General features: G+C 67.0%; 25 protein-coding genes. 20 read left to right on the top strand and 5 right to left on the bottom strand.

The genetic code is table 11. The annotated features are described in order from the left end of the window. Positions 1-81 precede the first annotated feature (81 nt). Positions 82-1425 (top strand): M16 family metallopeptidase, encoded by a 1344-nt coding sequence (locus ACWRN3_RS02325; protein ID WP_476739766.1) that lies wholly within the window; start codon positions 82-84, stop codon positions 1423-1425. A gap of 105 nt (positions 1426-1530) precedes the next feature. Then, positions 1531-2028 (top strand): DUF1579 family protein, encoded by a 498-nt coding sequence (locus ACWRN3_RS02330; protein WP_476739767.1) that lies wholly within the window; start codon positions 1531-1533, stop codon positions 2026-2028. A 75-nt stretch (positions 2029-2103) separates the two neighbouring features. Here ACWRN3_RS02330 and ACWRN3_RS02335 read toward each other — a convergent pair whose 3' ends face one another. The 3 genes from ACWRN3_RS02335 to moaA all read right to left on the bottom strand — a co-directional run bounded on the left by ACWRN3_RS02335 (position 2104) and on the right by moaA (position 5181). Continuing rightward, the gene (locus tag ACWRN3_RS02335) at positions 2104-3678 is read right to left on the bottom strand and encodes an HNH endonuclease signature motif containing protein (protein WP_476739768.1); all 1575 of its coding nucleotides are present in this window, start codon (positions 3676-3678) and stop codon (positions 2104-2106) included. Between the two features lie 91 nt (positions 3679-3769). Then, a complete protein-coding gene (locus ACWRN3_RS02340; RefSeq protein WP_476739769.1) occupies positions 3770-4036 on the bottom strand; it encodes a MoaD/ThiS family protein in 267 nt (88 codons plus the stop codon). Between the two features lie 5 nt (positions 4037-4041). Then, positions 4042-5181 carry a GTP 3',8-cyclase MoaA gene (gene moaA, locus ACWRN3_RS02345; protein WP_476739770.1) on the bottom strand — a complete coding sequence of 380 codons (1140 nt, stop codon included), beginning with the start codon at positions 5179-5181 and terminating at the stop codon, positions 4042-4044. A 118-nt stretch (positions 5182-5299) separates the two neighbouring features. Here moaA and ACWRN3_RS02350 point away from each other — a divergent pair, with 118 nt between their 5' ends. The 8 genes from ACWRN3_RS02350 (at position 5300) to ACWRN3_RS02385 (ending at position 12368) form a co-directional block, all read left to right on the top strand. After that, on the top strand, positions 5300-6952 hold the full coding sequence (locus tag ACWRN3_RS02350; RefSeq protein ID WP_476739771.1) for a molybdopterin-dependent oxidoreductase: 1653 nt from the start codon (positions 5300-5302) through the stop codon (positions 6950-6952). A gap of 23 nt (positions 6953-6975) precedes the next feature. Continuing rightward, positions 6976-8229, top strand: a complete 1254-nt coding sequence (locus tag ACWRN3_RS02355) for a molybdopterin molybdotransferase MoeA (RefSeq protein ID WP_476739772.1) — start codon at positions 6976-6978, stop codon at positions 8227-8229. Beyond that, positions 8217-8708 (top strand): cyclic pyranopterin monophosphate synthase MoaC, encoded by a 492-nt coding sequence (moaC, locus tag ACWRN3_RS02360; protein WP_255175041.1) that lies wholly within the window; start codon positions 8217-8219, stop codon positions 8706-8708. The genes ACWRN3_RS02355 and moaC overlap by 13 nt, the downstream gene beginning before the upstream one ends. Continuing rightward, entirely contained in the window at positions 8705-9235 is a 531-nt protein-coding gene (locus ACWRN3_RS02365) for a MogA/MoaB family molybdenum cofactor biosynthesis protein (protein ID WP_255175042.1), read from the top strand. The genes moaC and ACWRN3_RS02365 overlap by 4 nt, the downstream gene beginning before the upstream one ends. Beyond that, positions 9225-9689, top strand: coding sequence for a molybdenum cofactor biosynthesis protein MoaE (locus ACWRN3_RS02370; RefSeq protein WP_476739773.1), 465 nt, complete (start codon positions 9225-9227; stop codon positions 9687-9689). Before ACWRN3_RS02365 ends, ACWRN3_RS02370 begins: the two co-directional genes overlap by 11 nt. Before the next feature lie 88 nt (positions 9690-9777). Continuing rightward, positions 9778-10548 (top strand): 4-hydroxy-tetrahydrodipicolinate reductase, encoded by a 771-nt coding sequence (gene dapB / locus ACWRN3_RS02375; RefSeq protein WP_476739774.1) that lies wholly within the window; start codon positions 9778-9780, stop codon positions 10546-10548. A 3-nt stretch (positions 10549-10551) separates the two neighbouring features. Then, on the top strand, positions 10552-11025 hold the full coding sequence (locus ACWRN3_RS02380; protein ID WP_255175045.1) for a hypothetical protein: 474 nt from the start codon (positions 10552-10554) through the stop codon (positions 11023-11025). 353 nt (positions 11026-11378) lie between these two features. Next, positions 11379-12368: a TM2 domain-containing protein gene (locus ACWRN3_RS02385; protein ID WP_476739775.1), complete on the top strand. Its 990-nt coding sequence runs from the start codon at positions 11379-11381 to the stop codon at positions 12366-12368. Between the two features lie 83 nt (positions 12369-12451). Here ACWRN3_RS02385 and ACWRN3_RS02390 read toward each other — a convergent pair whose 3' ends face one another. Further along, complete coding sequence (locus tag ACWRN3_RS02390) at positions 12452-13687, bottom strand: heparan-alpha-glucosaminide N-acetyltransferase domain-containing protein (RefSeq protein WP_476739776.1); 1236 nt, start codon at positions 13685-13687, stop codon at positions 12452-12454. Positions 13688-13998: 311 nt separating this feature from the next. Here ACWRN3_RS02390 and ACWRN3_RS02395 point away from each other — a divergent pair, with 311 nt between their 5' ends. The 7 genes from ACWRN3_RS02395 to ACWRN3_RS02425 all read left to right on the top strand — a co-directional run bounded on the left by ACWRN3_RS02395 (position 13999) and on the right by ACWRN3_RS02425 (position 21931). Continuing rightward, complete coding sequence (locus tag ACWRN3_RS02395) at positions 13999-14424, top strand: hypothetical protein (RefSeq protein ID WP_476739777.1); 426 nt, start codon at positions 13999-14001, stop codon at positions 14422-14424. Between the two features lie 58 nt (positions 14425-14482). Further along, positions 14483-15391, top strand: a complete 909-nt coding sequence (dapA, locus tag ACWRN3_RS02400; RefSeq protein ID WP_141940780.1) for a 4-hydroxy-tetrahydrodipicolinate synthase — start codon at positions 14483-14485, stop codon at positions 15389-15391. A 40-nt stretch (positions 15392-15431) separates the two neighbouring features. Then, on the top strand, positions 15432-17123 hold the full coding sequence (locus tag ACWRN3_RS02405) for a ribonuclease J (protein ID WP_255175049.1): 1692 nt from the start codon (positions 15432-15434) through the stop codon (positions 17121-17123). A gap of 160 nt (positions 17124-17283) precedes the next feature. Then, complete coding sequence (locus ACWRN3_RS02410; protein WP_476739778.1) at positions 17284-20172, top strand: FtsK/SpoIIIE family DNA translocase; 2889 nt, start codon at positions 17284-17286, stop codon at positions 20170-20172. 17 nt (positions 20173-20189) lie between these two features. After that, positions 20190-20834, top strand: coding sequence for a CDP-diacylglycerol--glycerol-3-phosphate 3-phosphatidyltransferase (gene pgsA / locus ACWRN3_RS02415; RefSeq protein WP_255175051.1), 645 nt, complete (start codon positions 20190-20192; stop codon positions 20832-20834). Beyond that, a complete protein-coding gene (locus ACWRN3_RS02420; protein WP_324644698.1) occupies positions 20831-21310 on the top strand; it encodes a CinA family protein in 480 nt (159 codons plus the stop codon). The genes pgsA and ACWRN3_RS02420 overlap by 4 nt, the downstream gene beginning before the upstream one ends. Positions 21311-21478: 168 nt before the next feature. After that, a complete protein-coding gene (locus tag ACWRN3_RS02425; protein WP_018771597.1) occupies positions 21479-21931 on the top strand; it encodes a helix-turn-helix domain-containing protein in 453 nt (150 codons plus the stop codon). Positions 21932-22006: 75 nt separating this feature from the next. Here the strand turns inward: ACWRN3_RS02425 and ACWRN3_RS02430 are convergent, their stop codons facing one another. Then, positions 22007-22549: a MarR family winged helix-turn-helix transcriptional regulator gene (locus ACWRN3_RS02430; protein WP_255175052.1), complete on the bottom strand. Its 543-nt coding sequence runs from the start codon at positions 22547-22549 to the stop codon at positions 22007-22009. A 41-nt stretch (positions 22550-22590) separates the two neighbouring features. Here ACWRN3_RS02430 and ACWRN3_RS02435 point away from each other — a divergent pair, with 41 nt between their 5' ends. From ACWRN3_RS02435 to ACWRN3_RS02445, 3 genes are all read left to right on the top strand, one after another. Continuing rightward, the gene (locus ACWRN3_RS02435) at positions 22591-22815 is read left to right on the top strand and encodes a DUF3046 domain-containing protein (RefSeq protein WP_255175053.1); all 225 of its coding nucleotides are present in this window, start codon (positions 22591-22593) and stop codon (positions 22813-22815) included. Positions 22816-23040: 225 nt separating this feature from the next. Continuing rightward, the gene (recA, locus tag ACWRN3_RS02440) at positions 23041-24096 is read left to right on the top strand and encodes a recombinase RecA (RefSeq protein WP_043455230.1); all 1056 of its coding nucleotides are present in this window, start codon (positions 23041-23043) and stop codon (positions 24094-24096) included. Positions 24097-24216: 120 nt separating this feature from the next. Then, complete coding sequence (locus ACWRN3_RS02445) at positions 24217-24717, top strand: regulatory protein RecX (RefSeq protein WP_476739816.1); 501 nt, start codon at positions 24217-24219, stop codon at positions 24715-24717.

The raw sequence follows: 24717 nt of genomic DNA on the forward strand, positions 1-24717 counted from the left end.
GGCGGGACCGGTGGATGATCCACCGGTCCCGCCGCTGTTACGATGGCAGCCAGATCCGGCTGCCCGTCCTGAAAGGCATCAATGACTGTTGTACCCCTGCCGCTTGAGCAGAACCACGCCGGCGACACCCTGGTCCACGGCTCCGACGGCGGGTCCGAGGTCCGGCGTTCCGTGCTGCCGGGGGGAGTGCGGGTACTGACGGAAGCGATGCCGGGCCAACGGTCAGCCACCATCGGGTTCTGGGTGGGCGTAGGCTCCCGCGACGAAGCTCCCGGCCAGCACGGATCCACCCACTTCCTTGAACACCTGCTGTTCAAGGGCACCAGGCGCCGCACGGCCCTTGAGATCGCCTCCGCCTTTGATGAGGTGGGCGGCGAGTCGAACGCCGCCACCGCCAAGGAAAGCACCTGCTACTTTGCCCGGGTCCTGGACTCGGACCTGCCGATGGCCATCGACGTCATAGCGGACATGATCACCGGCGCCGTGCTGGACCCTGACGAGATGGAACAGGAACGGGACGTCATCCTCGAGGAAATCGCCATGGACAGCGATGACCCCACCGATGTTGCCCACGAGCACTTCGTGGCCAAGGTCCTGGGCAGCCACCCGCTTGGCCGCCCCATCGGCGGCACCCCCGCAGCCATCAAGGCCGTTGCCAGGGACTCCGTATGGGAGCACTACCGCAGGTACTACAAGCCGGAGGAACTGGTCATCACCGCCGCGGGCGGGCTGGACCACGACGTCGTCTGCGGACTTGTGGTGGACGCCCTCCAGACCGCGGGCTGGTCACTGGAACCGGACTCCGCACCGGTGCAGCGGCGCTCCACCGAACGCGCCCTGATCACCGGAACCGCAGGCCTGCACGTGGTCAAGCGCGCGGTGGAGCAGGCGAACATCATCATGGGATGCCCCACTATCGTTGCCACCGACGAACGCCGCTACGTCATGAGCGTCCTGAATGCGGTGCTGGGAGGCGGCATGTCCTCCAGGCTGTTCCAGGAAGTCCGCGAGAAGCGCGGCCTGGTGTACTCCACCTACTCCTTTGCCTCGTCCTACGCCGACGCCGGCTATTTCGGCATGTACGCGGGCTGCACGCCGTCCAAGGTACGGCAAGTGCTGGACCTGCTGGCGATCGAGCTGGACAAGCTCGCCGAACACGGAATCTCCGAGGACGAGCTCCGCAAGGCCGTGGGACAGCTTGGCGGCGGAATCGTCCTGGCCCTGGAAGACACCGGTTCGCGGATGTCCCGGCTGGGCAGGGCCGAACTGGTGTCCGGCGAATACCAGGACATTGATGAGACGCTTCGCCTCATCAAGGCCGTCACCGTTGAACAGGTCCAGGAACTGGCTGCCGAACTCGCCGCAGCGCCGCGGACCGTCACGGTGGTCGGCCCGTTCGAGGAGAACGAGACGTTCGGGCTGTAGCCAACCGGCTGCATACGGCACGGAGGCTGGCGGCGCCACGCAGAAGAGTCCATCCTGAGTGCAGGGGGTTCATGTCTGCAGGCGGGGCGATGGGCGGTGCACGAAATGGAGCAAGGGCATCCTGCCCTGTCCGGCCTTCTGGGCCGCTGGCGGGGCCAAACCCAGGTCGCTGCAGGCCCATGGGGGCCCGAACGCAGCGTCGACGCCGAGGTGACCTACAGCCAGGTAGCCGGGGGACTGGGCGTCGTGCAGAGCTACCGCCACGTCGAACCGGACGGCAGCCATTTTGAAGGCCACGGCATCTTCACCGTCGATCCGGTCCATAACGACGTGCTCTGGTACTACGTGGACAGTACCGGCGTGCCGCCCGGCACTGCCGCGCGCTGCACCTGGCGCGACGGCGTCCTCCGCGTTGATCGCCCCAGCGACGCAGGCTGGACACACCACTCCCTTCTGCTCCGTGACGGTGTCCTGACCCACGTCACCGAGTTGCGTTCAAGTGCCAGGGACGACGACGGCGGCGTGGCAGGTGCGGAAGCCGCAGCGGACGGGCGAAGCCCGGCCTACAGGCCGTTCATGCGCTCGGTCTTCCACCGGGCCTGAAGTTCTTCGACCGGATTGAACTGCTCGCCAGAGTGTCGAGGGCCCACACTGTGAAGGCGGAGCGCTCGAGGTCCACTATGGCCAGGGCTGCATCATGTTCCAACAGTCCTTCAATGGGTCTGGCGGCAGCACGAAAGGGCGCGAGTAAAACTCTTCCCATAGGGGGTCGTCGAGGGGGATCGCTTCTGGCTCAAGAAACTTTTCCTGCGGGCCTGTGTCCAGCAATGCACTTTCCACATCGGGAAACGCGTTCAAGAGTCCCGCGGCGAGTGGCCAGTGGGTTGGTTCTGCATCCCGGTGTTCTGGGTTGTAATGGCGTCCGGTGGGTGAGGTCCAGCCGGGTGGTTCATTCTTGTTGGCCGGGCCGGGTGTCCACCTGCTGTTGTGTTTGAGCCGGTGGTGCCTTGGGCACAGCTGGGCCAAATTACTTGCTCCGGTAACGCCGCCGTGTTCCCAGGCGGTGAGGTGGTCGGTGTCGTTGTCAGGGGTGCGGTTGGTGCAGCCGGGGAACGTGCACTTGGCGTCGCGCAGCCGGATCCAGCGTTTGATGATTTCGGTGAGCCGGTAGTTCTTCCTTCCGATTTCCAGTGGTGCCCCGTCCCGTGGGTCGACCAGGACCCGGTAGAACGAGTCAGCCCCGTCTGCGACCAGCCTCCGTGCCATGGACGCCGGAATCGGCCCAAAACCATCCAGCATGGCGGGTTCATCGGTCTGGCCGAGCAGGGAGAATACGGGCACCATCACCAGGACGTCGGCCCGCGGGGTGGGGACCTTCCCGACCTCCGTGGATTTCCCGGTCTGTGTGGTGTTCTTAGTGCCGAGGAGCAGGGATGCTGCGATGTCGGGGCGGAGCTGGGTGACGGTGCGCTCTTCGCCGGGGCCCTGGAGGCCGCGTGCGATAGCAGTGGTCCGGTTCCAGATGGCACAGGCGGTATCGCCAGGAAGGTAGAGGGAGATCCAGGCCATGCCGTCCCGGTCTGGGGTGTATTCCATCCGCCGGTCAGCCACTCCCTTTGCGTGGCGCTTCTCGATCGACTCGGGGTGGTGGCGTTCCCGCCACCCACGGACCTTCGCCCGAAACCGTGACGGGACAATTTCACCGGGGGCGGCACCGCGGGCGGGGTGGGGTGTGTCGGGGTCGAAGAAGTGCGCCACCAGCGACGCCGCGTCCTCGGCGGTGAGGCCTTCGGTTTCGTCGGCAACGATTCGGGCGTGCTGCCAGGACATCGCGCCCGCGGCCAAGGCGTTCATAACGGGCGGCAGGGAGCAGACCCGCCGTGACTGCTCCACGAACGCCCCAGCTGCGGCAGAGCTGAGGGTCAGGACCCCGGCGATCTCCTCCACCACCGACATCTGCGCGTAGGTGCGGTCCTGGGCCGAGGCGTCCGGCGGCGTCATCGCCTGCTGGAACTCAACGGCCCGGGCAACCTGCCGCGACTTTACCGCCGCGAGCTGTGCTTCCAACCGGGCCGTAAGCTCCAACCCTTCCAGGCACAGCTCGTACCGGTGCTGCAGCACGTCAATATCTCCAGCCGCAGCAGTCAGCGCAGAATGTTCGAGGTTCCGGTCTTCAAGAGCGAGAGCATCAAGGGCTGCAACAGAGGTATGAACACCCTCCAACACCGCCCCAAAACCACCGCTGATTCCCATACCCACATCATCCAGCGTGGGTCTGACAATCAAGCCCCTACCGCGAAACCCCGACAGTCAAAACCGTCATGGCTCCAGCTGCCCTAAGCGATTAGCCCCCGGCGAACGGCGGCAGCACATCCACGACGTCGTCGGGGCCAAGAATGGTTGCCTGGTCCCGCACGGCCACCTCATTGAGCAGGAAGCTGCTCCGCGAAAGAAGCCGGGGAAGCGGAGGAGTGCCCGCCGGAGGCTCGGCGCGCTCCACGGCGGCGATGGCTGCCAGCAGGTCCGCCACCGTGGCGTCCTCGGGCAGCTGGAACTTTTCTTCCTCGAAGCCGGCTGCAGCGCGCGCGGCAGCAAAATAGCGTACAAGCATCTGTGTCAGCCCCCGATGGCGCTCATGCTGCGGTCCGGCTGGACGAAGTCCGGAGCGTCCAGTCCCACATGGTCCATGCCGTGGGCCTTTGGTTTGATCCACATGGCGTCCTGCCACCGCTGCGCCAGTTCCGCATCGCCGGCGCCCGCCCGCAGCAGGCCCAGCAGGTCGAACTCCTCGCGTGAGAACAGGCAGCTCATGATCTTGCCCTCGGCAGTAATCCTGGTGCGCCGGCAGTCAGCGCAGAACGGCTCGGTGACGGAGGCGATGATTCCCACCGTCCCAAGGACGGGACCGTCAGCGGAGCCGGCGCCGTCCGCCGGGCCTGCTACCCGCCGTCGTACTTCAAACCGCTCCGCGGGAGCGCCATCGCGTGCCCGGGGATCGGGGGTGAGCACGTAGTCACGGGACAGCAGTCCGCGGATTTCGGCGGCGGTGATCATGTTGCGGCGGGTCCAGCCATGGTCGGCGTCGAGCGGCATCTGTTCGATGAACCGCAGTTCGTACCCGCGCTCCAGCGCCCATGCCAGCAGCTGTGGCGACTCGGCGTCGTTGATGCCCCGCATCAGGACCGCGTTCAGTTTGACCGGGCCCAGGCCGGCAGCCCAGGCAGCGTCGACCCCGGCCAGGACCTGGTTGAGGAACGGGCGCCGGGTCAGCTTGGTGAACGTCTCTTCATGCAGCGAATCCAGCGACACGTTGATGCGGGTCAGCCCGGCGTCCTTGAGAGCCGCCGCCTTCTTTGCCAGGCCGACGCCGTTGGTGGTCATGGAGATCGGCAGGTCCGGGTGGTTGGCCCGCAGGGCCGCGATGATGTCCACCAGGTCATGCCGGACCAGCGGCTCACCGCCGGTCAGACGCAACTCCCGGACCCCCAGCTGCTCCACGCCGACCTTGACGATCCGCACGATTTCCCCGGCCGACATCACTGCCTGCTTGGCGAGCCATTCCAGGCCTTCCGCCGGCATGCAGTAGGTGCAGCGGAGGTTGCACTTGTCCGTCAGGGACAGCCTCATGTCCGTGGCGCGGCGGCCATACCTGTCCGCCAGCCCCGCCGGTGCATCCGCGGGCCGGCGTGCGGGGACGCCGGGCAGCGCCGATGCTGCTTCCTCCCGCGGCTGCGGCATGCCTAGCTGGACACTCATGAATTCAGGCTACGCCACGTTGCGCCGCACATCACACCTGTGACCGGGTGGCGGAAGCACCCGTCCATCCGGGGACGTCATCCACACGGGGACTACCGCCGAACCTATGCTGGAAGTTATGAGGAGTTCCCGGCAAGAGCACGGGGCGGTCGACGACGCCGCCGGCCTTGGGGAGCGTGTGGAGAGTCCCGTCCGGCACCAGGCAGTCCTGCGCACCGGGCCCCGGTGGGCTGCGGCTGCCGGAATAAGTGCAGCCGCCGGCGGCGTCGCAGCGGGGGAGCTGTTGGCGGGTTTTGCCAGCCCCTCCCTTTCGCCGCTGACCGCTGTGGGCGGGGCTGTCATCGATGCCGTCCCGCCCGGTGTCAAGGACTGGGCCATCGCCCTCTTCGGCACGGCGGACAAGGCTGCGCTCCTGGCGGGCATGGCGCTGGCCATTGCCGCGCTGGCCGCAGTTGCCGGCGTCCTTGAGCGGCGCCGGCGGTTCGCTGGTGCCGCCGTGATGGGCATCTTCGGGCTGGCGGGCGTGGCAGCGGTCCTGACACGGTCCCAGGCGACCCCGGCGGCCCTGATGCTTCCGCTCCTGGCCGCGGCCGTCGCCGTCGTGCTGTTGCGTTTCCTGGCCCGGAGGCTGCAGGCGTGGGAGGACCTGGAACCGGGAGACGCAGGCCCCGGAGGGGGAGGGCCTGCCGGAACCGCAGCCGCTGCCCGCCGCGGTTTCCTCCGATCCCTTGCCGCCACTGCCGCGGCGACTGCCCTGATCGGAGTGGTTGCCGGTGTCTGGCGCGGCGCCGCCGCCGCGGTCAGTGAAGCCAGGGCACGCATCTCCCTTCCCGTCCCGGCGTCACCGGCACCTCCCATTCCGGCCGCCGCAGAGCCGGGCGTGGCCGGTATGACGCCGCTGGTGACCCCTAACCCGGATTTTTACCGGATCGACACAGCCTTGGCCGTCCCCGCCGTCAACCCGGAGACATGGGGCCTCAAAGTCACCGGAATGGTGGCCCGGGAAGTCCAGCTCTCCTTCGCCGACCTCCTGGCAAAGCCCCTGGTTGAACGCCATGTCACCATTGCCTGCGTGTCCAATGAGGTGGGCGGGGACCTGATCGGCAACGCCCGCTGGCTCGGCTGGCCGGTGCGCGAACTGCTGGCCCTGGCCGGTCCCCAGCCGGGGGCGGACATGGTCCTCTCCCGAAGTGCCGATGGCTGGACTGCCGGAACGCCGCTGGACGTCCTCACCGACGGCAGGGACGCGCTGCTTGCCGTTGGCATGAACGGTGAACCGCTGCCGCTGGAGCACGGCTTCCCGGTCCGCCTGGTGGTCCCCGGCCTCTACGGCTATGTTTCGGGCACGAAGTGGGTTACGGAACTCAAAGTCACCAGGTTCGCCGACGACGCCGGGTACTGGACACCGCGGGGCTGGTCCGCCCGCGGGCCCATCAAGACGTCGTCCCGCATCGACGTTCCCCGCAGCGGGCGTCGGGTCAGCGCAGGAACAGTGGTGCTGGCGGGAGTTGCCTGGGCCCAGCACACCGGCATCCGTAAAGTGGAACTGCGGATCAACCGGGGACCGTGGCGGGAAGCCGAGCTTGCCCCGGGTATCTCGGTGGACACGTGGTACCAGTGGAAGCTGGCCGTCGACCTCACCCCGGGGCAGTACGAGGTCCAGGTCCGCGCCACGAACCTGCTGGGTGAACCCCAGGACGAAACGGCGCGGCCGCCGGCGCCGGACGGAGCAACGGGATTCCACACGGTTAGAGTGGACGTGAAATCCTGACGGCCGCGACCAAAGGCGTACCCATGACCAGCCACCCCCACGGCAAGGCCGAACATGCGCGGAGCGTCGCTGGTCATGCCGCCGCCGTCGCGGAACTCCTCCAGCCGCTCCGCTCGCTTGAGCGCACGGAAACCCTGCCGCTTACCCAGGCACTGGGCCGCGGCCTGGTGGACCATGTCACCGCGCCGATCAGCCTTCCCCCGTTCGCCAACTCGCAGATGGACGGGTACGCCGTCCGCTCCGGCGACCTGTCCGGCGCCGGCACGGACCTGAACATCGTGCCCCCGGTTCCCGCCGGGTCCAGCCCGCAGCCGCTCGCGCCCGGTACGGCCGCCCCCATCATGACCGGTGCCATGATCCCGGAGGGGGCTGACGCCGTCGTACCCATTGAAAAAGCGGAGCCGGACCGCTTCCCGGAGCCCAGCCCGGACGGCGCAGTGAACTGGAACGGCGCAGTCAAACTGCCTGCCACCGCCCCGGGAACCTACGTCCGCGCCGCCGGCAGCGACATCGCTGCGGGAGAGCGGGCACTGGCTGCCGGTACCTGCCTGGGACCGGCCCAATTGGGGCTGCTCGCCGCGCTGGGCATCCCGGAAGTGACGGTGTACAAGGCCGCCACCGTCCTGCTCGTCACCACCGGTGACGAGGTGGTGGATCCCGGCCGGGACCTTCCGCCGGGCAAGATCTACGACTCCAACGGAACCCTCCTGGAAGCCGCCATGAAGCAGGCCGGGCTGACTGTCCGGCGCACCGCCATCTCCACCGACAACCCCGCGGAACTGCTGGCTCTGCTGCGCGCCGGGAGCCGGCGTGCAGACCTGATCGTGACCACGGGCGGGGTCAGTAAGGGCGCCTACGAGGTGGTCCGCCAGGCGATGGCCGACCAGCCTGTCGAGTTTCTGCACGTGGCCATGCAGCCCGGTGGCCCCCAGGGAATCGGCACATTCGACGGCGTTCCCTTCCTTGGGTTCCCGGGCAATCCGGTCAGCTGCCTGGTGTCATTTGAAATGTTCCTCCGTCCCGCCCTGTCAGCATTCCTGGGGGCGCCGGCACCCAGGCTGCCCCTGCGTGCCCGCCTGGACCAGCCCCTGGCGTCCCCCGCCCACAAGCACCAGATCCGGCGTGGAAGCCTGCAACCGGACGGGACCGTGAAGCTGGAGGGGGGCGAGGGCTCGCACCTGATGCACGCGCTCGCCGGTTCCAACGTCCTGGTCCACGTCCCCGCCGGCGTAACGGAGCTCGCCGCCGGCGACGAGGTGGAAGTATGGATGCTGTGAACGCAGAACAAACCCCCGCACTGACGCACCTGCGCCAGGACGGCAGCGCCCAGATGGTGGATGTTTCCGCCAAGGCAGAAACAACCCGCGAGGCCACGGCCACCGCCACGGTCCGGACCACCCCGGAGGTGATGCGGCTCCTGGGCACCGGCGGGCTTCCCAAGGGGGACGCGCTGGCCGTCGCCCGTGTGGCCGGCATCATGGCGGCCAAGAAGACTCCGGACCTGATTCCGCTCTGCCATCCGCTGCCCCTCGCCAAAGTCACGGTCGATTTCGACCTCGGCGAGGACGCCGTCGCCATCAGCTCCACCGTCAAGACCCGGGGCGTCACCGGAGTGGAAATGGAGGCCCTGACCGCCGCGTCGGTGGCAGCCCTCAGCGTCTACGACATGATCAAGGCCGTGGACAAACATGCCGTCCTGACAGACATCAAGGTGCTGGCCAAAAGTGGCGGCAAGAGCGGAGACTGGGCCCTGTGACCACCCCCAACATCCTGGACGTCCCCGAACCGCACCGGCACGGCGACGTGCAGGGGCGGAAGGCCGGCGTCGTCATCGCCTCCACCCGGGCCGCCGCGGGCATCTACGACGACGAGACCGGACCGGTCATCACCGACTGGCTCACTGAGCATGGCTTTGACGTCTTCCCGGCCATGGTGGTCCCGGACGGCGATCCCGCGGGCGCCGCCATCCGCGCGCTCCTCACCCAGCACCCCGCCATCATCATCACCAGCGGCGGCACCGGCCTCAGCCCGGACGACCGGACACCGGACGTCACCCTGCCGCTGCTGGACCGGGAAATCCCCGGCATCATGGAGGCGATTCGCCGCGCCGGCGCTGCCAAGACCCCGCTGGCGGCCCTCAGCCGGGGCTATGCCGGCGCCGCGGGGCGCACCTTCATCGTGAACCTGCCCGGGTCGCCCAAGGGCGTCATGGACGGGTTGACCGTCCTGGACCCGGTGATCGGGCATCTTTGTGACCAGCTGGAAGGCGGACATGGGCACTGAAGCATTCGAAGTAGTGAGCGCGGTCCTGAGCGCGGAGCCCATCTCCGTGGACCAGGCAATTGCGGCAGTGGAAAGCGACACGGCGGGCGCCGTGGTCAGCTTCAGCGGTGTGGTGCGCAACCACGACGGCGGCAAGGCCGTTGAGCGCCTCAGCTACAGTGCGCACCCCACGGCGCACCAGGTGATGGCCGACGTCGTCGCGGGCCTGGTTGCCGAACAGAACGCCGAAGCATGTGCCGGCCCCGGACAGCCCGTCCGGGTCTGGGCGGCTCACCGGATCGGGATGCTGGAGATCGGGGACCCCGCCCTGGTGTGCGCGGTGTCCGCCGCGCACCGAGGGCAGGCATTCGCGGTCTGCTCCGATCTGGTGGACCGCATCAAGGAACAGGTTCCCATCTGGAAGGAACAGTTCTTCTCGGACGGCACCGTGGAATGGGTCGGCGCAGGCAGCTGACGCTGCTGCCCGCACGGCGCCCCGAGTGCGAGGTAACGCACGCCGTCCGGTTCCTGCCCGCACCCGTCCCGCCGGTAGGGTTAACGCCATGACCGAACAACACTCCGTTCCCAAGCTGGTGGCCGTCCTTGGTGCCAATGGACGCATGGGCGCCGAGGCCGTCAAGGCCATTGACGCCGCGCCCGACATGAAGCTCGTTGCAGCCCTGGGACGGGGTGACTCGCTGGAGCAGCTGGCAGCCTCAGGTGCCCGCTACGTGGTGGACCTGACGGTTCCCGAAAGCACCGAAGCGAACGTCCGCTTCGCCGTCGAGCACGGCATCCACGCCGTGGTGGGCACCACCGGCTGGGACGCGGGGCGGCTGTCCGCCCTGGAATCCCTGCTGGCAGCGCACCCGGAGACCGGCGTTCTCATCGCCCCCAACTTCGCCCTGGGCTCGGTGCTGGCCTCTGCCTTCGCCGCGAAGGCGTCCAAATACTTCGAATCGGTGGAGATCATCGAGCTGCACCATCCGGACAAGGTGGACGCCCCTTCCGGCACCGCAGTCCGCACCGCTGAGCTGATCGCCGCCGAACGCCGGGCAGCGCAGGTGCCGCCCAGCCCGGATGCCACCACCAGTGAACGTGCCGGCGCCCGAGGCTGCGACGTGGACGGCGTCCGGGTCCACAGTGTCCGGCTTCGCGGCCTCGTGGCACACCAGGAAATCCTGCTGGGCGGCCCGGGCGAACAGCTGACCCTCCGCCACGATTCCTTCGACCGCGCCTCGTTCATGCCCGGCGTGCTCCTGGGCCTGCGCAACGTTGCCGCACACCCGGGGCTGACCTTCGGCCTGGACGGCTACCTGGACCTGGGGCTCTAAGCCGTGAACGGGCTCCTTGCCGGCTTCCGGAAGAACCGCACCAAGATCTGGGTGGGCGCGGTGACGCTGCTGCTGGTCTTCTACCTGGTGGTGTCGCTCCAACGCTCAGTCCTGCTCCTGACGGACAGCAACCTCACGGCCAAGGCCATCGGCGCCGCCTACCTGGTACTGCCTGTGGTTGGTGCCTGGGCCCTGATCCGCGAGCTGATGTTCGGTGCCCGCACCGAGCAGATGGCCAAGGTCCTGGAAGCCGAAGGCGGGCTGCCCGTCGATGAGCTTCCGCGCACGCCGGGCGGCCGGATCGTCCGGGCCGCGGCGGACGCTGAATTCGAAAAGTACCGGGCCGAAGCCGAGGCCGCTCCCGATGACTGGCGTTCCTGGTTCCGGCTGAGCTGCGCCTATGACGCTGCCGGCGACCGCAAACGGGCGCGGGCATCCATGCGTGACGCCGTGCGGCTCTTTTCCGCCGCGTCCTGATACCGGCCGGCGCCGGCCCTGCTCCAGCAGGCCCCGCGCTCCGCGGCCTCCTGCACCGTGCACTGCGATGGGCATTTCTGCCCATCGCAGTACGCTGCCGTCCGCGGTAGGTTTATTTAGTAAAGACTCTTTAGCTTTGGGGGAAAGCATGAGGTTGGCCATGTCCATGCCACGGGCGTGGTCCAGCTGCACCCCAGGCCCCTCCCCGGGCAACCGCACCCATCCCTGCCACGCACCAGCGCTCCGGGAAGCCGGAGGCTGCCTGACGCTGCACGCAACCCAACCCTTGAACCCGCCCGCACACCTGCACCCGTGCACCCAAGAACCCGCACCTTTGGACAGAAGGACCATCCATGAGCCACCCGAATTTCCCCAACCCATCCCAGAGCGGACCGTCCGCACCGCCCATTCCGCCGGCCCCGTCCACCTTCGGGGGACATTCCACGTTTGAGGGGCAGTACCCTGGAGCTCCGCAGGGGGAATACCAGCCGGGGCCGCTGGGCAGCGGTCCCTACGCGGACGGTCCACGGAAGTCGTTCATGACAACCTGGATCCTTTCGCTGCTGCTGGGTACCTTCGGCGCGGACCGCTTCTACCTTGGCAAGATCGGCTCGGGTATCGCCAAGCTGCTGACGGCCGGTGGCCTCGGCATCTGGGCCATCGTGGACCTGATCATCACCTTGACCGGAAACACCAGGGACAAGGATGGCCGCCCGCTTGAGGGCTACCCGGAGAACAAGAAGAAGGCCTGGATCATCACCGGCGTCGTCTGGCTTATCAGCATCATCACCGGCATCCTGCTGGCCATCATGTCCGTCGCCATGATCGGGGCTGCCCTGGACAATCGGAAGCTCCCCGTATCTCCCGAGCTTCCGTCGGCCTCGCAGGCTGCGCCCAACCCGTCACGTGGAACAACCCCGTCGAACGGAGCCGCCCCGACCAGTGGCGCCGCCGCCGGCGCAAACTCCTTCGTGGCCACCGTGTCCGAAGGCAACACCGTAAAGATCAGCGTCCTCGATTCCATCTACACGGCCGAAATCCCGGGCATGACCTACATGCAGCCGAAGAACGGCGGTTTCCTGGCGGTCAAGGTTTCCTGGGAGACGCTGACCGGAAGCAGCTTCTCCAGCCCCTCGAATTTCAAGGTCTATGACGCCGAGGGCAACGAGGGCGAACTGGTCTACCTCGACGATGGAATGGGTGCCCTGCCGACCAACGAGGTCGGTGCCGGCGATGTCCGCCAGGGCGTCATTGCGTTTGATGTGAAGAAGGGCCCCACCCAGGTTGTCGTCAACGATGACTTCGGCGACAAGACGGCCACCTTCACCCTGACCCCGCAGTAGCAGCCGACGCACCCGCGCCCGGTTTTAGAACGGGACCCGCGGCCCCACCCTTCGGTGGGGCCGCGGGTTCTTTTCATTTCAGCTCAGGAGAGGGCCTTGAAGCCGCCCCGGCCCACCACGGCCGCCGCATGGCCCGCCCATTCCAGCGGGCCGCGCCAGGACAGGCGCGCAAAGACAATGCCCACAGTGATGGCAGTGGCCGCCTGGGCAAAGTACATCCCGTCCTCGGTCCAGCCGGCGGGCAGGGGTTTCAGGTAGAAGCTGGAAACCACCCAAACGTGGACTGTGTACAGGGTCAGGGTCATGGCGCCGGCCCCGCGCAGCGGCAGCAGCAGGTCCAGGTCCACCCACTCTGCGAGGCGCCCCAGCAGCAGGCAGGCCCCAATCACTGCCGCCGCCACTGCCGAGGTGTGCAGCAGATCAAGCGGAGTTCCCGAATGCGGTGCGGCCGATGCCAGCCACCACCATGAGCCCTCCTGGGAAATGCCCGTCAGGTTGACCTGCAGCACGCTGTCCAGCGGGTACCCCGGGGAATTGAGGACCTTTTCCAGCGCTGCCAGGCCGCCCCAGTCCTCCATGGCCGCTGCCCCCACGGCCTTGGCTGCCACGGCCACTATGGTTCCGGCCGCCAGCAACAGTATGGGGACCAGTGCCTTGGTGAGAACCAGGCGGCCGATCACCAGTCCCACCAGCAGGTAGGACAGCCACTGGAACACAGGGTAGTAGCCGGTGAAGAACACATCCGCGAGCAGCCTGGAAGGTGTTCCGAGGTCTTCCCAGCCAGGGTTGTGGCCCAGCTTCAGGGGTGGTTCGGGGGCAAGGAGCCAGGGCCGCATAAGGTAGGCCAGCACCGGCGAGGCAAGGATCCAGCCGCCGGCCCAGGCGCACAGCGGCTTCAGGCCAAGCCCCAGGAAGGGGAGGATGCACAGGAACAGCACGGCGTAGTGGACCAGGATGATGGCCACGTTCACGTCCAGGCCGCCCAGGGTAAGTCCGACGGCGGCAATCACCAGGGCGCGCAGCGCCACGCCGCGCCGGGCGGCAGAGAGTCCGGGGCCCTCCAGCGGCTTGTCCTTCCCGGTGGACAGGGCAAGTCCAACGCCGGCCAGCACAGCGAAGAGGGCGGCGGCGCGTCCCGAGAAGGTGAGGCCAATCCAGGTTGGCGTGAGGTTTGCATTCGATTCGAACGTCGGCAGCAGGTGGGTGGCCATCATGCCCAGCAACGCCACGCCGCGGGCGGCGTCGATGCCCCGGAGGCGCCCCGGTTGTTGCCTGCCTTGGGCCTTGCGGGACCGGGTGGCCGGGCTTCGGGACGTCATGACCAGATCGTCTCACATGCTGCTCCCGGGTCGCTTGTCACAGCCGGGGGCGGTCATCAGGGCTCCGGGGCGCCTGTGCCTCCGTCCATCCTGTGCCTCCATCCTTGCCTCCGTCCCACCGGTACCGGTGCCGGGAGTACCGGGATGCCTTGTATTCGAATATATGTTCGAATAGCATGTCGGGTATGGAAATGACGTCGTCCGGAGCATCCGGATCCAGGGGAGGAGCGGCCGGGGGAGGCACCCCTGAAACCAGGGGGCAGGGGCGCCGGCAGCCGGGGCCCGACTCGGGCAGTCTGCAGGCGGGGCCCGTGCGGGAGGGCCATGTTCAGGCAGGCCCCGCGCCGGAGGACCATGTGCAGTCCGGGAGCCTGCCGCGCCGGTACACCCCGGACGCCCTTGCGCCCGGGGATCCTGGCGCCGCGGATGGGCCGCTGAAGGCAATGAGTCCCGGAGTGGTGGACTACTTGTTCCGCCAGCTTGTCTCGGGGCGGCCCGCCGAGGACGTCGCGTGGGAAAAGGAAGGTGTCAGCCTTGCGGCCCAGCCGGAGGGGGCCGAGCTGGCCCGCAGGCTTGCTGAAACGGATCTTGATGCCCTGACGCCCATGGAGTTGTTCCATTACGTGCGGGCGGCACAGCGGCTCGCCTCCTGGGCAGAGGGCCTCCGGCAGTCGGCCGTTGGCCGTTATTGCCACGCGGGGACGGACGCGCCACGGCCGGGGCGGCACCGTATTTGACGTTCGTCACGCCCGTGGCATTGTCCTAACCAGCCGGGGACAGGGTAACGTTTTTTCCATGGCTGACTCTTCCGCGCACATCCCTGCCCTCGGTACCCTCCTGACCGCCATGGTCACGCCGTTCACCAAGGACGGCGCAGTGGATTACGACCAGGCGGCAGCGCTGGCCAGCAAGCTGGTCGACGACGGCTGTGACGGCCTGGTGGTCACCGGTACCACCGGTGAGACCTCCACGCTGACAGACGAAGAGAACCTCGGCATGTTCCGCGCCGTGAAGGACGCCGTGGGCGGCCGGGCGGCCATCATTGCCGGGACCGGCACCAATGACACCGCGCACTCGGTCCACCTCTCCCAGCAGGCTGCTGCCCTCGGCGTCGACGGCCTCCTCCTGGTGACCCCTTACTACAACAAGCCCAGCCAGGCGGGTGTCCGCGCCCACTTCGAGACCATCGCCTCCGCCGTCGACGTTCCGGTCATGCTGTACGACATTCCCGGCCGGTCCTCGATCCCGATCGAACCCGACACCATGATCCGGTTGGCGCAGCACCCCAACATCGTCGCCGTCAAGGACGCCAAGGCAGACCTCACCGCAGCCACCCGCGTCATGGCGGAAACCGACCTCCTGTTTTACTCGGGCGACGACGGGCTGACCCTTCCCTGGATGGCGCTGGGCGCCGTCGGCCTGGTGGGTGTCACTACCCACGTCGCCACCCGCCGCTTCCGCGAACTCATCGATGCCGTCAACGCCAATGACCTTGGGACTGCCCGCAAGATCAACTTCGAGCTGCAGCCCGTGGTCCGCGCAACCATGACCCGTGTCCAGGGGGCCGTGGCGGCCAAACAGATTCTTAAATGGCAGGGAGTCCTGCCCAACTCGATTGTCCGTTTGCCCCTCGTGGAGCCGGACGAAACCGAGATCGAAACCATCCGCGGGGATTTGGCGGAAGCGGGGCTGGTCTTCTCCTGAGGCTAAGACCGGCACCCTTCCGCCTGGAAAGAAGTGCACTATGACCCAAACTGCCCTTACCGGCCTCGTCACCCCTCCGCGCCTGCCCCAAGGCACGCTGCGGATCGTCCCGCTTGGCGGGCTCGGGGAGATCGGCCGGAACATGGCCGTGTTCGAAATCGACGGCAAACTGCTGATCGTAGACTGCGGCGTCCTCTTTCCTGAGGAAACCCAGCCCGGCGTTGACCTGATCCTGCCGGACTTCTCGTACATCGAGGACCGGCTGGACGACGTCGTGGCCGTGATCCTCACGCATGGCCACGAGGACCACATCGGCGCCGTGCCGTACCTGCTGCGCCTGCGCAACGACATCCCGCTGGTGGGCTCCCAGCTGACGCTGGCCCTGATCGAAGCGAAGCTGCAGGAGCACCGCATCCGGCCCTACACGCTGACCGTTGAGGAAGGCCAGGTGGAGAAATTCGGGCCGTTCGAATGCGAGTTCGTCGCCGTCAACCACTCCATCCCGGATGCCCTTGCCGTGTTCATCCGCACTGCCGGCGGAACGGTCCTGCACACCGGTGACTTCAAGATGGACCAGCTGCCGCTGGACGGACGCATCACCGACCTGCGCCACTTCGCCAAGCTGGGCGAGGAGGGCGTTGACCTCTTCATGTCCGACTCCACCAACGCCGACGTGCCCGGATTCACCACGGCCGAGAAGGAAATCGGCCCCACGCTGGAGCGGCTTTTCGGCCAGGCCACCAAGCGCATCATCGTGGCGTCCTTCTCCTCCCACGTCCACCGCGTGCAGCAGGTCCTTGACGCCGCTGCCAAGCACAACCGCAAGGTGGCCTTTGTGGGCCGCTCCATGGTCCGCAACATGGCCATCGCGGAGAAGCTGGGCTACCTGGACGTCCCTTCCGGGCTGATCGTCGACATCAAGAACATCGACAACCTGCCGGACAACCGCGTGGTCCTCATGTCCACCGGCTCCCAGGGCGAGCCCATGGCGGCCCTGTCCCGGATGGCAAACGGCGACCACCGCGTGGTGGTGGGCGACGGCGATACCGTCATCCTGGCCTCCAGCCTCATCCCGGGCAATGAAAATGCGGTGTTCCGGATTATCAACGGCCTCCTCAAACTCGGCGCCGACGTGATCCACAAGGGCAACGCCAAGGTCCACGTGTCCGGCCACGCAGCAGCCGGCGAACTGCTCTACTGCTACAACATCCTCGAGCCGCTCAACGCGATGCCTGTGCACGGCGAAACCCGGCACCTGATCGCCAACGGCAAGATCGCCATCGAATCCGGTGTACCGGACGCCAGCGTCATCCTTGCCGACAACGGCACGGTCATCGACCTGCGCGACCACCAGGCGGACATCGTGGGCCAGGTGGAGGTTGGATTTGTCTACGTTGACGGCTCCAGCGTGGGCGAAATCACCGACGCGGACCTCAAGGACCGCCGCATCCTGGGCGACGAAGGCTTTATCTCGATCATCACGGTCATCCACCGGGCCACCGGCAAGGTAGTGTCCGGGCCCGAGATCCACGCCCGGGGCGTTGCCGAGGACGATTCAGTCTTCGACGACATCATCCCCAAGATCAACGCGGCACTGGAAGAAGCAGTCCAGAACCACGCCGACCACACCAGCCACCAGCTCCAGCAGGTGGTGCGCCGCGTTGTGGGCACGTGGGTCAACCGCAAGCTGCGCCGCAAGCCCATGATCATCCCGGTGGTGCTCGAGGCCTGAGATTACCTCCGCTGCCGTAGGGCAGGTTCGGAAGGCCCCGGTTCACCGTGAACCGGGGCCTTCCGCGTGTCCGGGCGGTGCGGCCGGTGCCCCCAACCGATGCGCTCCCCGGGCCCCGATATCCCCGGAATCACAGCATGCTTCCGGTACCGTGGCTAGTATGGCCACACGTACTACTTCCGCGCCCAAAGGTACCGGCAGGGGCAGCTCCGGCAGCAAATCCGGGAGCTCCACAGCCCGCGGAACCGGCTCCACTGCCAGCAAGGCAGGGCGCGGCGGCTCATCCAGCACCGCACGCACCCGCCAGCTTCCCGCCGTCGAACACCACCAGCCGTGGCTGCTGCGCGTCGTAGGCGGAGCATGGCTGGGCATGGGCCATCTGGTGGGCGGGGGAGTGCGCCGCATCGGCCATGACGTCAGTGACCTTCCCGCCGAGGACCGCCGCGACGGCGCCGCGCTGTTCAACCTGGCGCTGGGCGTCTTCATCGCAACCTTCGCCTGGTGGGGCCTGACGGGCTGGTTCCCGGACGCCGTCTACGCCGTGGTCAACGGCACCTTCGGCTGGATTTCGCTGCTGCTCCCGCTCATGCTTTTTGTCTGCGCCTTCCGGTTGTTCCGGCAGCCCTCCGACGGCCGGGGCAACAACAGGGTGGGCATCGGCTTCCTGATCATGACGTTCGCCGGCTGCGGCCTGGCGCACATCCTGGGCGGCCAGCCCACCGTGGCCGACGGCTTCGACGGCCTCCGCAAAGCCGGTGGCATGCTCGGCTTCCTGGCCGCCACGCCGCTGGCCGCCATCCACCCCGCCGTGCCTGTGGCCCTCTACGGCCTGCTCGCTTTCGTGTCCCTGCTGATTATCACGGCCACCCCGTTCACAGCCATTCCGCGCCGCATCCGCGGGGCCTACGAGCACCTCATGGGCGTGGACCTGATAGACCAGGAACGCCCCGACGTCCACGACCGCAGCTACCTGGAACGGACGGCCCCCGCCGCACCCCGGAAGAAGAAGCGCAAGCTCTTTGGGAAGGACCAGGAGACCGAGGCAGGCCTTGAGGGCTACGTGGGCGACGAAGCCTTTGAACACGCCGTCATTGACGACGACGAGCAGGAACCTGCCCGGCCTGCGCCGGGTGTGCGCCGGCCCACCCAGGCGGAGATCGCCGTCGAAAAGATCAAGGCAGCCCAGGGCCTGGGTGCCGCCTCCCAGGCGTCACCGCCGGAAAATGCCACCGAGGCCATTCCACTGGTCATCCCGGGGGCTGCTGCTCCCAGCAAGCCCGCTGCGGCGCCAACCGTGCCCTCCAACCCCGTGGCCCCGGCCCCGCCGCCCGTCCCCATCCCGCAGCGGACCGAGCAACTTTCACTCGCCGGCGACGTCACGTACACCCTCCCGGCCTCGGACTTCCTCACACCCGGATCCATCCCCAAGGAGCGCACCGAAGCCAACGACGCCGTCGTCGCCGCCCTCACGGATACGCTGACCCAGTTCAACGTTGATGCCACGGTCACCGGGTTCAGCCGCGGTCCCACCGTCACCCGGTACGAGATCGAACTCTCGCCCGGCACCAAGGTGGAGCGCGTCACCGCCCTGTCCAAGAACATCTCCTACGCTGTTGCCTCCAGCGATGTCCGCATCCTCAGCCCCATCCCGGGCAAGTCCGCTATCGGCATCGAGATCCCCAACACGGACCGCGAAACCGTCTCCCTGGGCGATGTCCTCCGCAGCCAGAACGCACGCCGTACGGACCACCCGATGGTCATGGGCGTGGGCAAAGACGTGGAAGGTGGCTACGTGGTGGCCAACCTGGCCAAGATGCCGCACCTCCTGGTGGCCGGTGCCACCGGTGCCGGTAAGTCGTCCTTCGTGAACTCGATGATCACGTCCATCCTGATGCGCGCCACCCCGGACGAGGTCCGCATGGTCATGGTGGACCCCAAACGTGTGGAACTGACCGCCTACGAGGGCGTCCCGCACCTGATCACGCCCATCATCACCAATCCGAAGAAGGCCGCCGAAGCGCTGCAGTGGGTGGTGCGGGAAATGGACGCCCGCTACGACGACCTCGCCAACTACGGCTTCAAGCACATCGACGACTTCAACAAGGCCGTGCGCGCCGGCAAGGTCCAGCCGCCGGTCGACTCCAAGCGCGTCATCCGGCCCTACCCGTACCTGCTGGTGATCGTGGACGAACTTGCCGACCTGATGATGGTCGCTCCGCGCGACGTCGAAGACTCGATCGTGCGCATCACCCAGCTTGCCCGTGCCGCCGGCATCCACCTGGTGCTGGCCACCCAGCGGCCCTCCGTCGACGTGGTCACGGGCCTCATCAAAGCCAACGTGCCCTCGCGCATGGCCTTCGCCACCTCCTCCGTCACGGACTCCAGGGTGGTCCTGGACCAGCCGGGCGCCGAAAAGCTCATCGGCCAGGGCGACGCGCTCTTCCTGCCCATGGGCGCCTCCAAGGCAATGCGCGTCCAGGGCGCCTGGGTCACGGAGTCGGAAATCCACAAGGTGGTGGAGCACGTCAAGGGGCAGCTGCAGGCTGTCTACCGTGACGACGTCGCCCCTGAAGCGGAAAAGAAGCAGATCGACGACGACATCGGGGACGACCTCGAGGTGCTGCTGCAGGCCACGGAACTGGTGGTCACCACCCAGTTCGGCTCCACCTCCATGCTGCAGCGCAAGCTCCGGGTCGGGTTCGCCAAGGCCGGCCGGCTGATGGACCTCCTCGAATCCAGGGGAGTGGTGGGCCCCTCTGAGGGTTCCAAGGCGCGTGACGTCCTGGTGAAGCCGGACGACCTCGCCGCCGTCCTCGCCGCGATGAAGGGCCAGGAAGCCCCTGCGGCGCCTGACTCGCAGACCGCCGCGCTCAGCGACAATGCCAACGCCAACATCGCCCAGGGCGGCTACGCCGAAGACCTGGTCGCTGCAGACCTGGACCAGAGGAAGCAGAACGTCGAATACTACGACGGCTCGGACTCCGCTCCGGGAGGCTATGGCGATGACGACGACGGCTCCGAAGACGCCTGGTCCCTCACCGGGCGCTAGGCCGGTAGCCTAGAACCGTGACTAGCACTGATGCAACCGCCGCCGGCCAGGGCCGTGCCGGGGTCTGGAACCTTCCCAATGTCCTGACCATGATCCGCATCGCGCTGGTCCCGTTCTTTGTGTGGTTCCTCGTGGCCGATGCGCCCGGGCTGCACAGCACCTCCAGTCCGTGGCGCTGGGCGGCAGTGGCCGCGTTTGCTGTGGCCATCTACACGGACAAGCTCGACGGCGACATCGCCAGGAGCCGGAACCTCGTCACCGACTTCGGCAAGATTGCCGACCCCATCGCCGACAAGCTCCTCATCGGCTCCGCGCTGGTGATGCTGTCCCTGCTGGGCGAACTGCCCTGGTGGGCAACCCTGGTGATCCTGGTCCGGGAATGGGGCGTCACTGCGCTGCGGTTCTTCGTGATCCGCTACGGCGTCATCCCCGCTTCCCGCGGCGGCAAGCTCAAAACCGTCGTGCAGACCGCGGCAATCTTCCTGTACCTGCTGCCGTTCGGGGCGTTCGCGCCGTGGATGTCCTGGGTGGCGTTCGCCGTCATGATGGCCGCCGTGGCGATCACGCTGTGGACCGGCGTTGAATACGTGATTGAAGCCCTGCGCCTCCGTGCGAAGGGCAAGCGGCAGGCAGGGACCGTGGAAGGGCAGGAACAGGCATGAGCAACCTTCACCAGTTGGCCGCGCAGGCGGTCAGGCAGGCGCTCGAGTCAGGACGGACCGTTGCCACCGCGGAATCTTTAACGGCCGGGATGGTGTCCGCGGTCCTGGCCGACACGCCCGGAGCCTCCGGCATGCTCCAGGGCGGGGTGGTGGCCTACCAGAACTCCGTGAAGGACGCGGTGCTGCACGTGCCCGCCGACCTGCTGGCCCGTGCCGGCTCTGTCGACCCCGACGTCGCCCGTGCCATGGCCGCCGGGGCGCGCACTGTCCTGGGCGCCGACGTCGGGCTTTCCACCACCGGCGTCGCCGGTCCCGAGGCCCACGACGGCAAGCCCGTAGGCCGGGTTTACATTGGCATTGCCACGGCTGCCGGCACCGCCGGTTTCGAATACACCTTTACCGGCAGCAGGCCGGACATTCGCGCCGCTGCGTGCGGCGCCGCCCTGGAAAGACTGCTTGAGGCCCTGGCCGGCTGACCCTCGCAGGCTGTGAAGTTACCGGGCGTAAAGTTGCCGGGAACAAAAGCCGGTACCGATTAGTTATTACATTGTGTCGCTTCCGGAGAGCGGAGGCGCCTAGGATGAAATGACCAAGACGGGTTCGCCGGCGGCGGACCTGACCAATGAGGGAGCAAGGCGATACAGATGGTAAAGCAGCCCGTATCCGTAAACGGCGTTGTCCGCTGGAAGGATGTGGGCCTCGCCGAACAGGCTAAGAGCGAACAGAAGGAGCGCAAGATGGTAGTACTTCGTCACGAAATCGGTGATGTCCTGCGCGATGTCCGCCAGCGTCAGGGGCGCACGCTCCGTGAAGTTTCGCACAGTGCCCGTGTCTCCCTGGGATACCTCAGCGAAGTGGAGCGCGGCCAGAAGGAAGCATCATCAGAGCTTCTGTCCTCGATCTGCTCGGCACTGGATGTTCCGTTGTCAAGCATGCTCCGCGAGGTCAGTGACCGCGTGGCAGTAGCCGAAGGCGTCGCAGTTCCGGACACCGTTCCGCAGGAATTTTCCCAGCGTTACGGCCGTGACCTCGAACGCGACCTCAACACTGAACTGAACGACGAACTCTCCACGGGCCTCCTCTCCGGCGCCCGGTAAAAGCAGCCCCACCCCAGGGTGGGACCAGGAAACATAAGGAAGCCCCCGGCCGTGCCGGGGGCTTCCTGCTGTCGCTTAGTTGTCGGGAGCGTCTTCCTGTGCAGTTGATGCGTCCGCTGTTTCCCTGGCGAACCCGTCACGCTCATAGGTGGAGTTCAGCTTGGCCATGCACCGGGCCAGTTCCTGCAGGTCCTCCACCGGCCACTCGCGCAACCGTTCCTGGAAGACCTGGCGCCGCGCGTCCTGGACCTGGTGCATCTTCTCTTCGCCCTTCGGCGTCAGCCGGATGGACTGCGCCCGGCGGTCCAGGGGGTCCGCCTCCTTGGACACCAGGCCCAGGCTTTCCAGGAAGGCAATCTGCCGGCTGACAGACGGCTTGCCCACCCCGATGTTCATGGCAAGATCGGTGAGCCGGATGGGTCCTTCCCTGCGGATAACCGTCAGGAGCCCATACGCGGCAGGCTCCATGTCCGGATGGACCTCGCGCGAGAGCTGGTTGGAGATGGCCCGGGCCCGCCGCCAAAAGAGGCTGATCTGGTGTTCGACATTCTGCAGCGCGGCGTCGGCGGCGTCGTTGCCTTTGTCCTGCCGCGGCGGGAGATCCGGGGAGTTGCTCATGGCAACAATTCTAGGGTCCGCAATCATGAGAGGATTTACCGATGCGAATCAGCGAGTACTGGCGTCTCATGGATGACGAGTTCGGTGCGGGGTACTCCCGCATGCTGAGCAGTACCCTGGTCCTTGCCGGCGTAGGCGGCCGCACCGCTGACCAGGCCCTGGCCGCGGGCATTGAACCGCGGAGGGTATGGCTTGCTGTCTGCGACGTCCAGGACGTCCCGGCGGAACGTCGGCTCGGGCGCGACATCGCCCCGCGCCGCGATTGACGGCGGGCCGGCCTTGATGAGGGCGGCCGGGATCCTTCCTCCTGACACGCCGCAGGAACTCCACTCTTCGAATACCTGTTCGGATAAGGCTATGCTTTTTCCATCGGGTTTATCCACATAACCGTCGTCCTCCGGCCGGAATGTCAGTGGGTCCCCTTAGCGTCAGAGATGACCAATAAAACGGCCGCGTAGGCCACCATCGAGAAAGCATTAGAGGTGTCAACCATGGCGGCAGCCCCGGATCGTGCAAAAGCGCTGGAAGCAGCGCTGGCCCAGATTGACAAGCAGTTCGGCAAGGGCTCGGTCATGCGCCTGGGCGACGAAGTCCGTGCCCCGATCGAAACCATCCCCACGGGCTCCATCGCCCTGGACGTGGCCCTCGGCATTGGCGGGCTCCCGCGCGGCCGCGTCATCGAAATCTACGGTCCGGAATCCTCGGGTAAAACCACCGTTGCCCTGCACGCCGTGGCGAACGCCCAGCGCGCGGGCGGGATCGCAGCCTTCATCGACGCCGAGCACGCCCTGGACCCCGACTACGCCGCCAAGCTGGGCGTGGACACGGATGCCCTCCTGGTCTCGCAGCCGGATACCGGTGAGCAGGCCCTGGAGATCATGGACATGCTGGTCGGCTCCGGCTCGCTGGACGTCATCGTCATCGACTCCGTGGCCGCCCTGGTGCCGCGCGCTGAAATCGAAGGCGACATGGGTGACAGCCACGTCGGCCTCCAGGCACGGCTCATGAGCCAGGCACTGCGTAAGATCACCGGCCGCCTGAGCCAGACCAAGACCACCGCCATCTTCATCAACCAGCTCCGCGAAAAGATCGGCGTGTTCTTCGGTTCCCCGGAAACCACCACCGGTGGTAAGGCGCTGAAGTTCTACGCGTCGGTCCGCATCGACGTCCGGCGGATCCAGACCCTCAAGGAAGGCGCCGATTCCGTCGGCAACCGGACCAAGGCGAAGATCGTCAAGAACAAGATGGCTCCGCCTTTCAAGGTCGCCGAGTTCGACATCATCTACGGCCAGGGCATCTCCCGTGAGGGTGGCATCATCGACATGGGCGTGGAGCACGGCATCATCAAGAAGTCCGGCTCCTGGTTCACCTACGACGGTGACCAGCTGGGCCAGGGCATGGAGAACTCGCGCCGGTTCCTCCGCGACAACCCTGAGCTGGCTGCCGAGCTGGAGCGCCTTATCAAGGAGAAGCTCGGTGTCGGGGTCAAGCCGGCGGAGGATGAGTCCAAGGACGCTCCGAAGCTGAAAGCTGTCGACGGGTTCTAGCCCTTGACCGGACCACGAACACGGCGGCCCCGTTCCGGCACCTCCTCAACAGGGGTGCCGGACGGGTATGCAGTCCCTGAAGACCCGCAGGCTGCGGACGCCGAACCGGACCCGTTCACGGTGGCGCAGGCCATCGTGTACCGGCAGCTGACGGCGGCGCCCAAGAGCAGGCTGCAGCTTGCCCGGAAACTGGCCGATCGGAACATCCCGGAGCACGTCGCGGAGGCGGTGCTGGACAAATTCCAGGAAGTCCGGCTGATCAACGACGCAGAATTCGCTGACATGTGGGTCAGGAGCCGCGCCCAGTCCCGCAAGCTGGCCAAAGGCGCCCTGAGGCGTGAGCTCGCTGAAAAGGGCATCGACCAGGAGACAGCGGCGTCAGCGCTGGAACAACTGACTGACGCCGATGAGGAGGCCGCCGCGCGCGCCCTGGTTGAGCGCAAGCTCCGGCCCGGAACAGACCTGTCCGGTCCCGTCGAACGGGACAAGGCGGTGCGGCGCCTGGCGTCCATGCTGGCAAGAAAGGGTTACCAGCCCTCGCAGGCGTTCCGGATCGTCAACGATGTCCTCGATTCCCAGCAGGACCCCGACAGCAGGGGCCTCCAAAGCCGGTACCCTTAA

The sequence above is a fragment of the Pseudarthrobacter sp. rb genome (genome assembly GCF_056389225.1).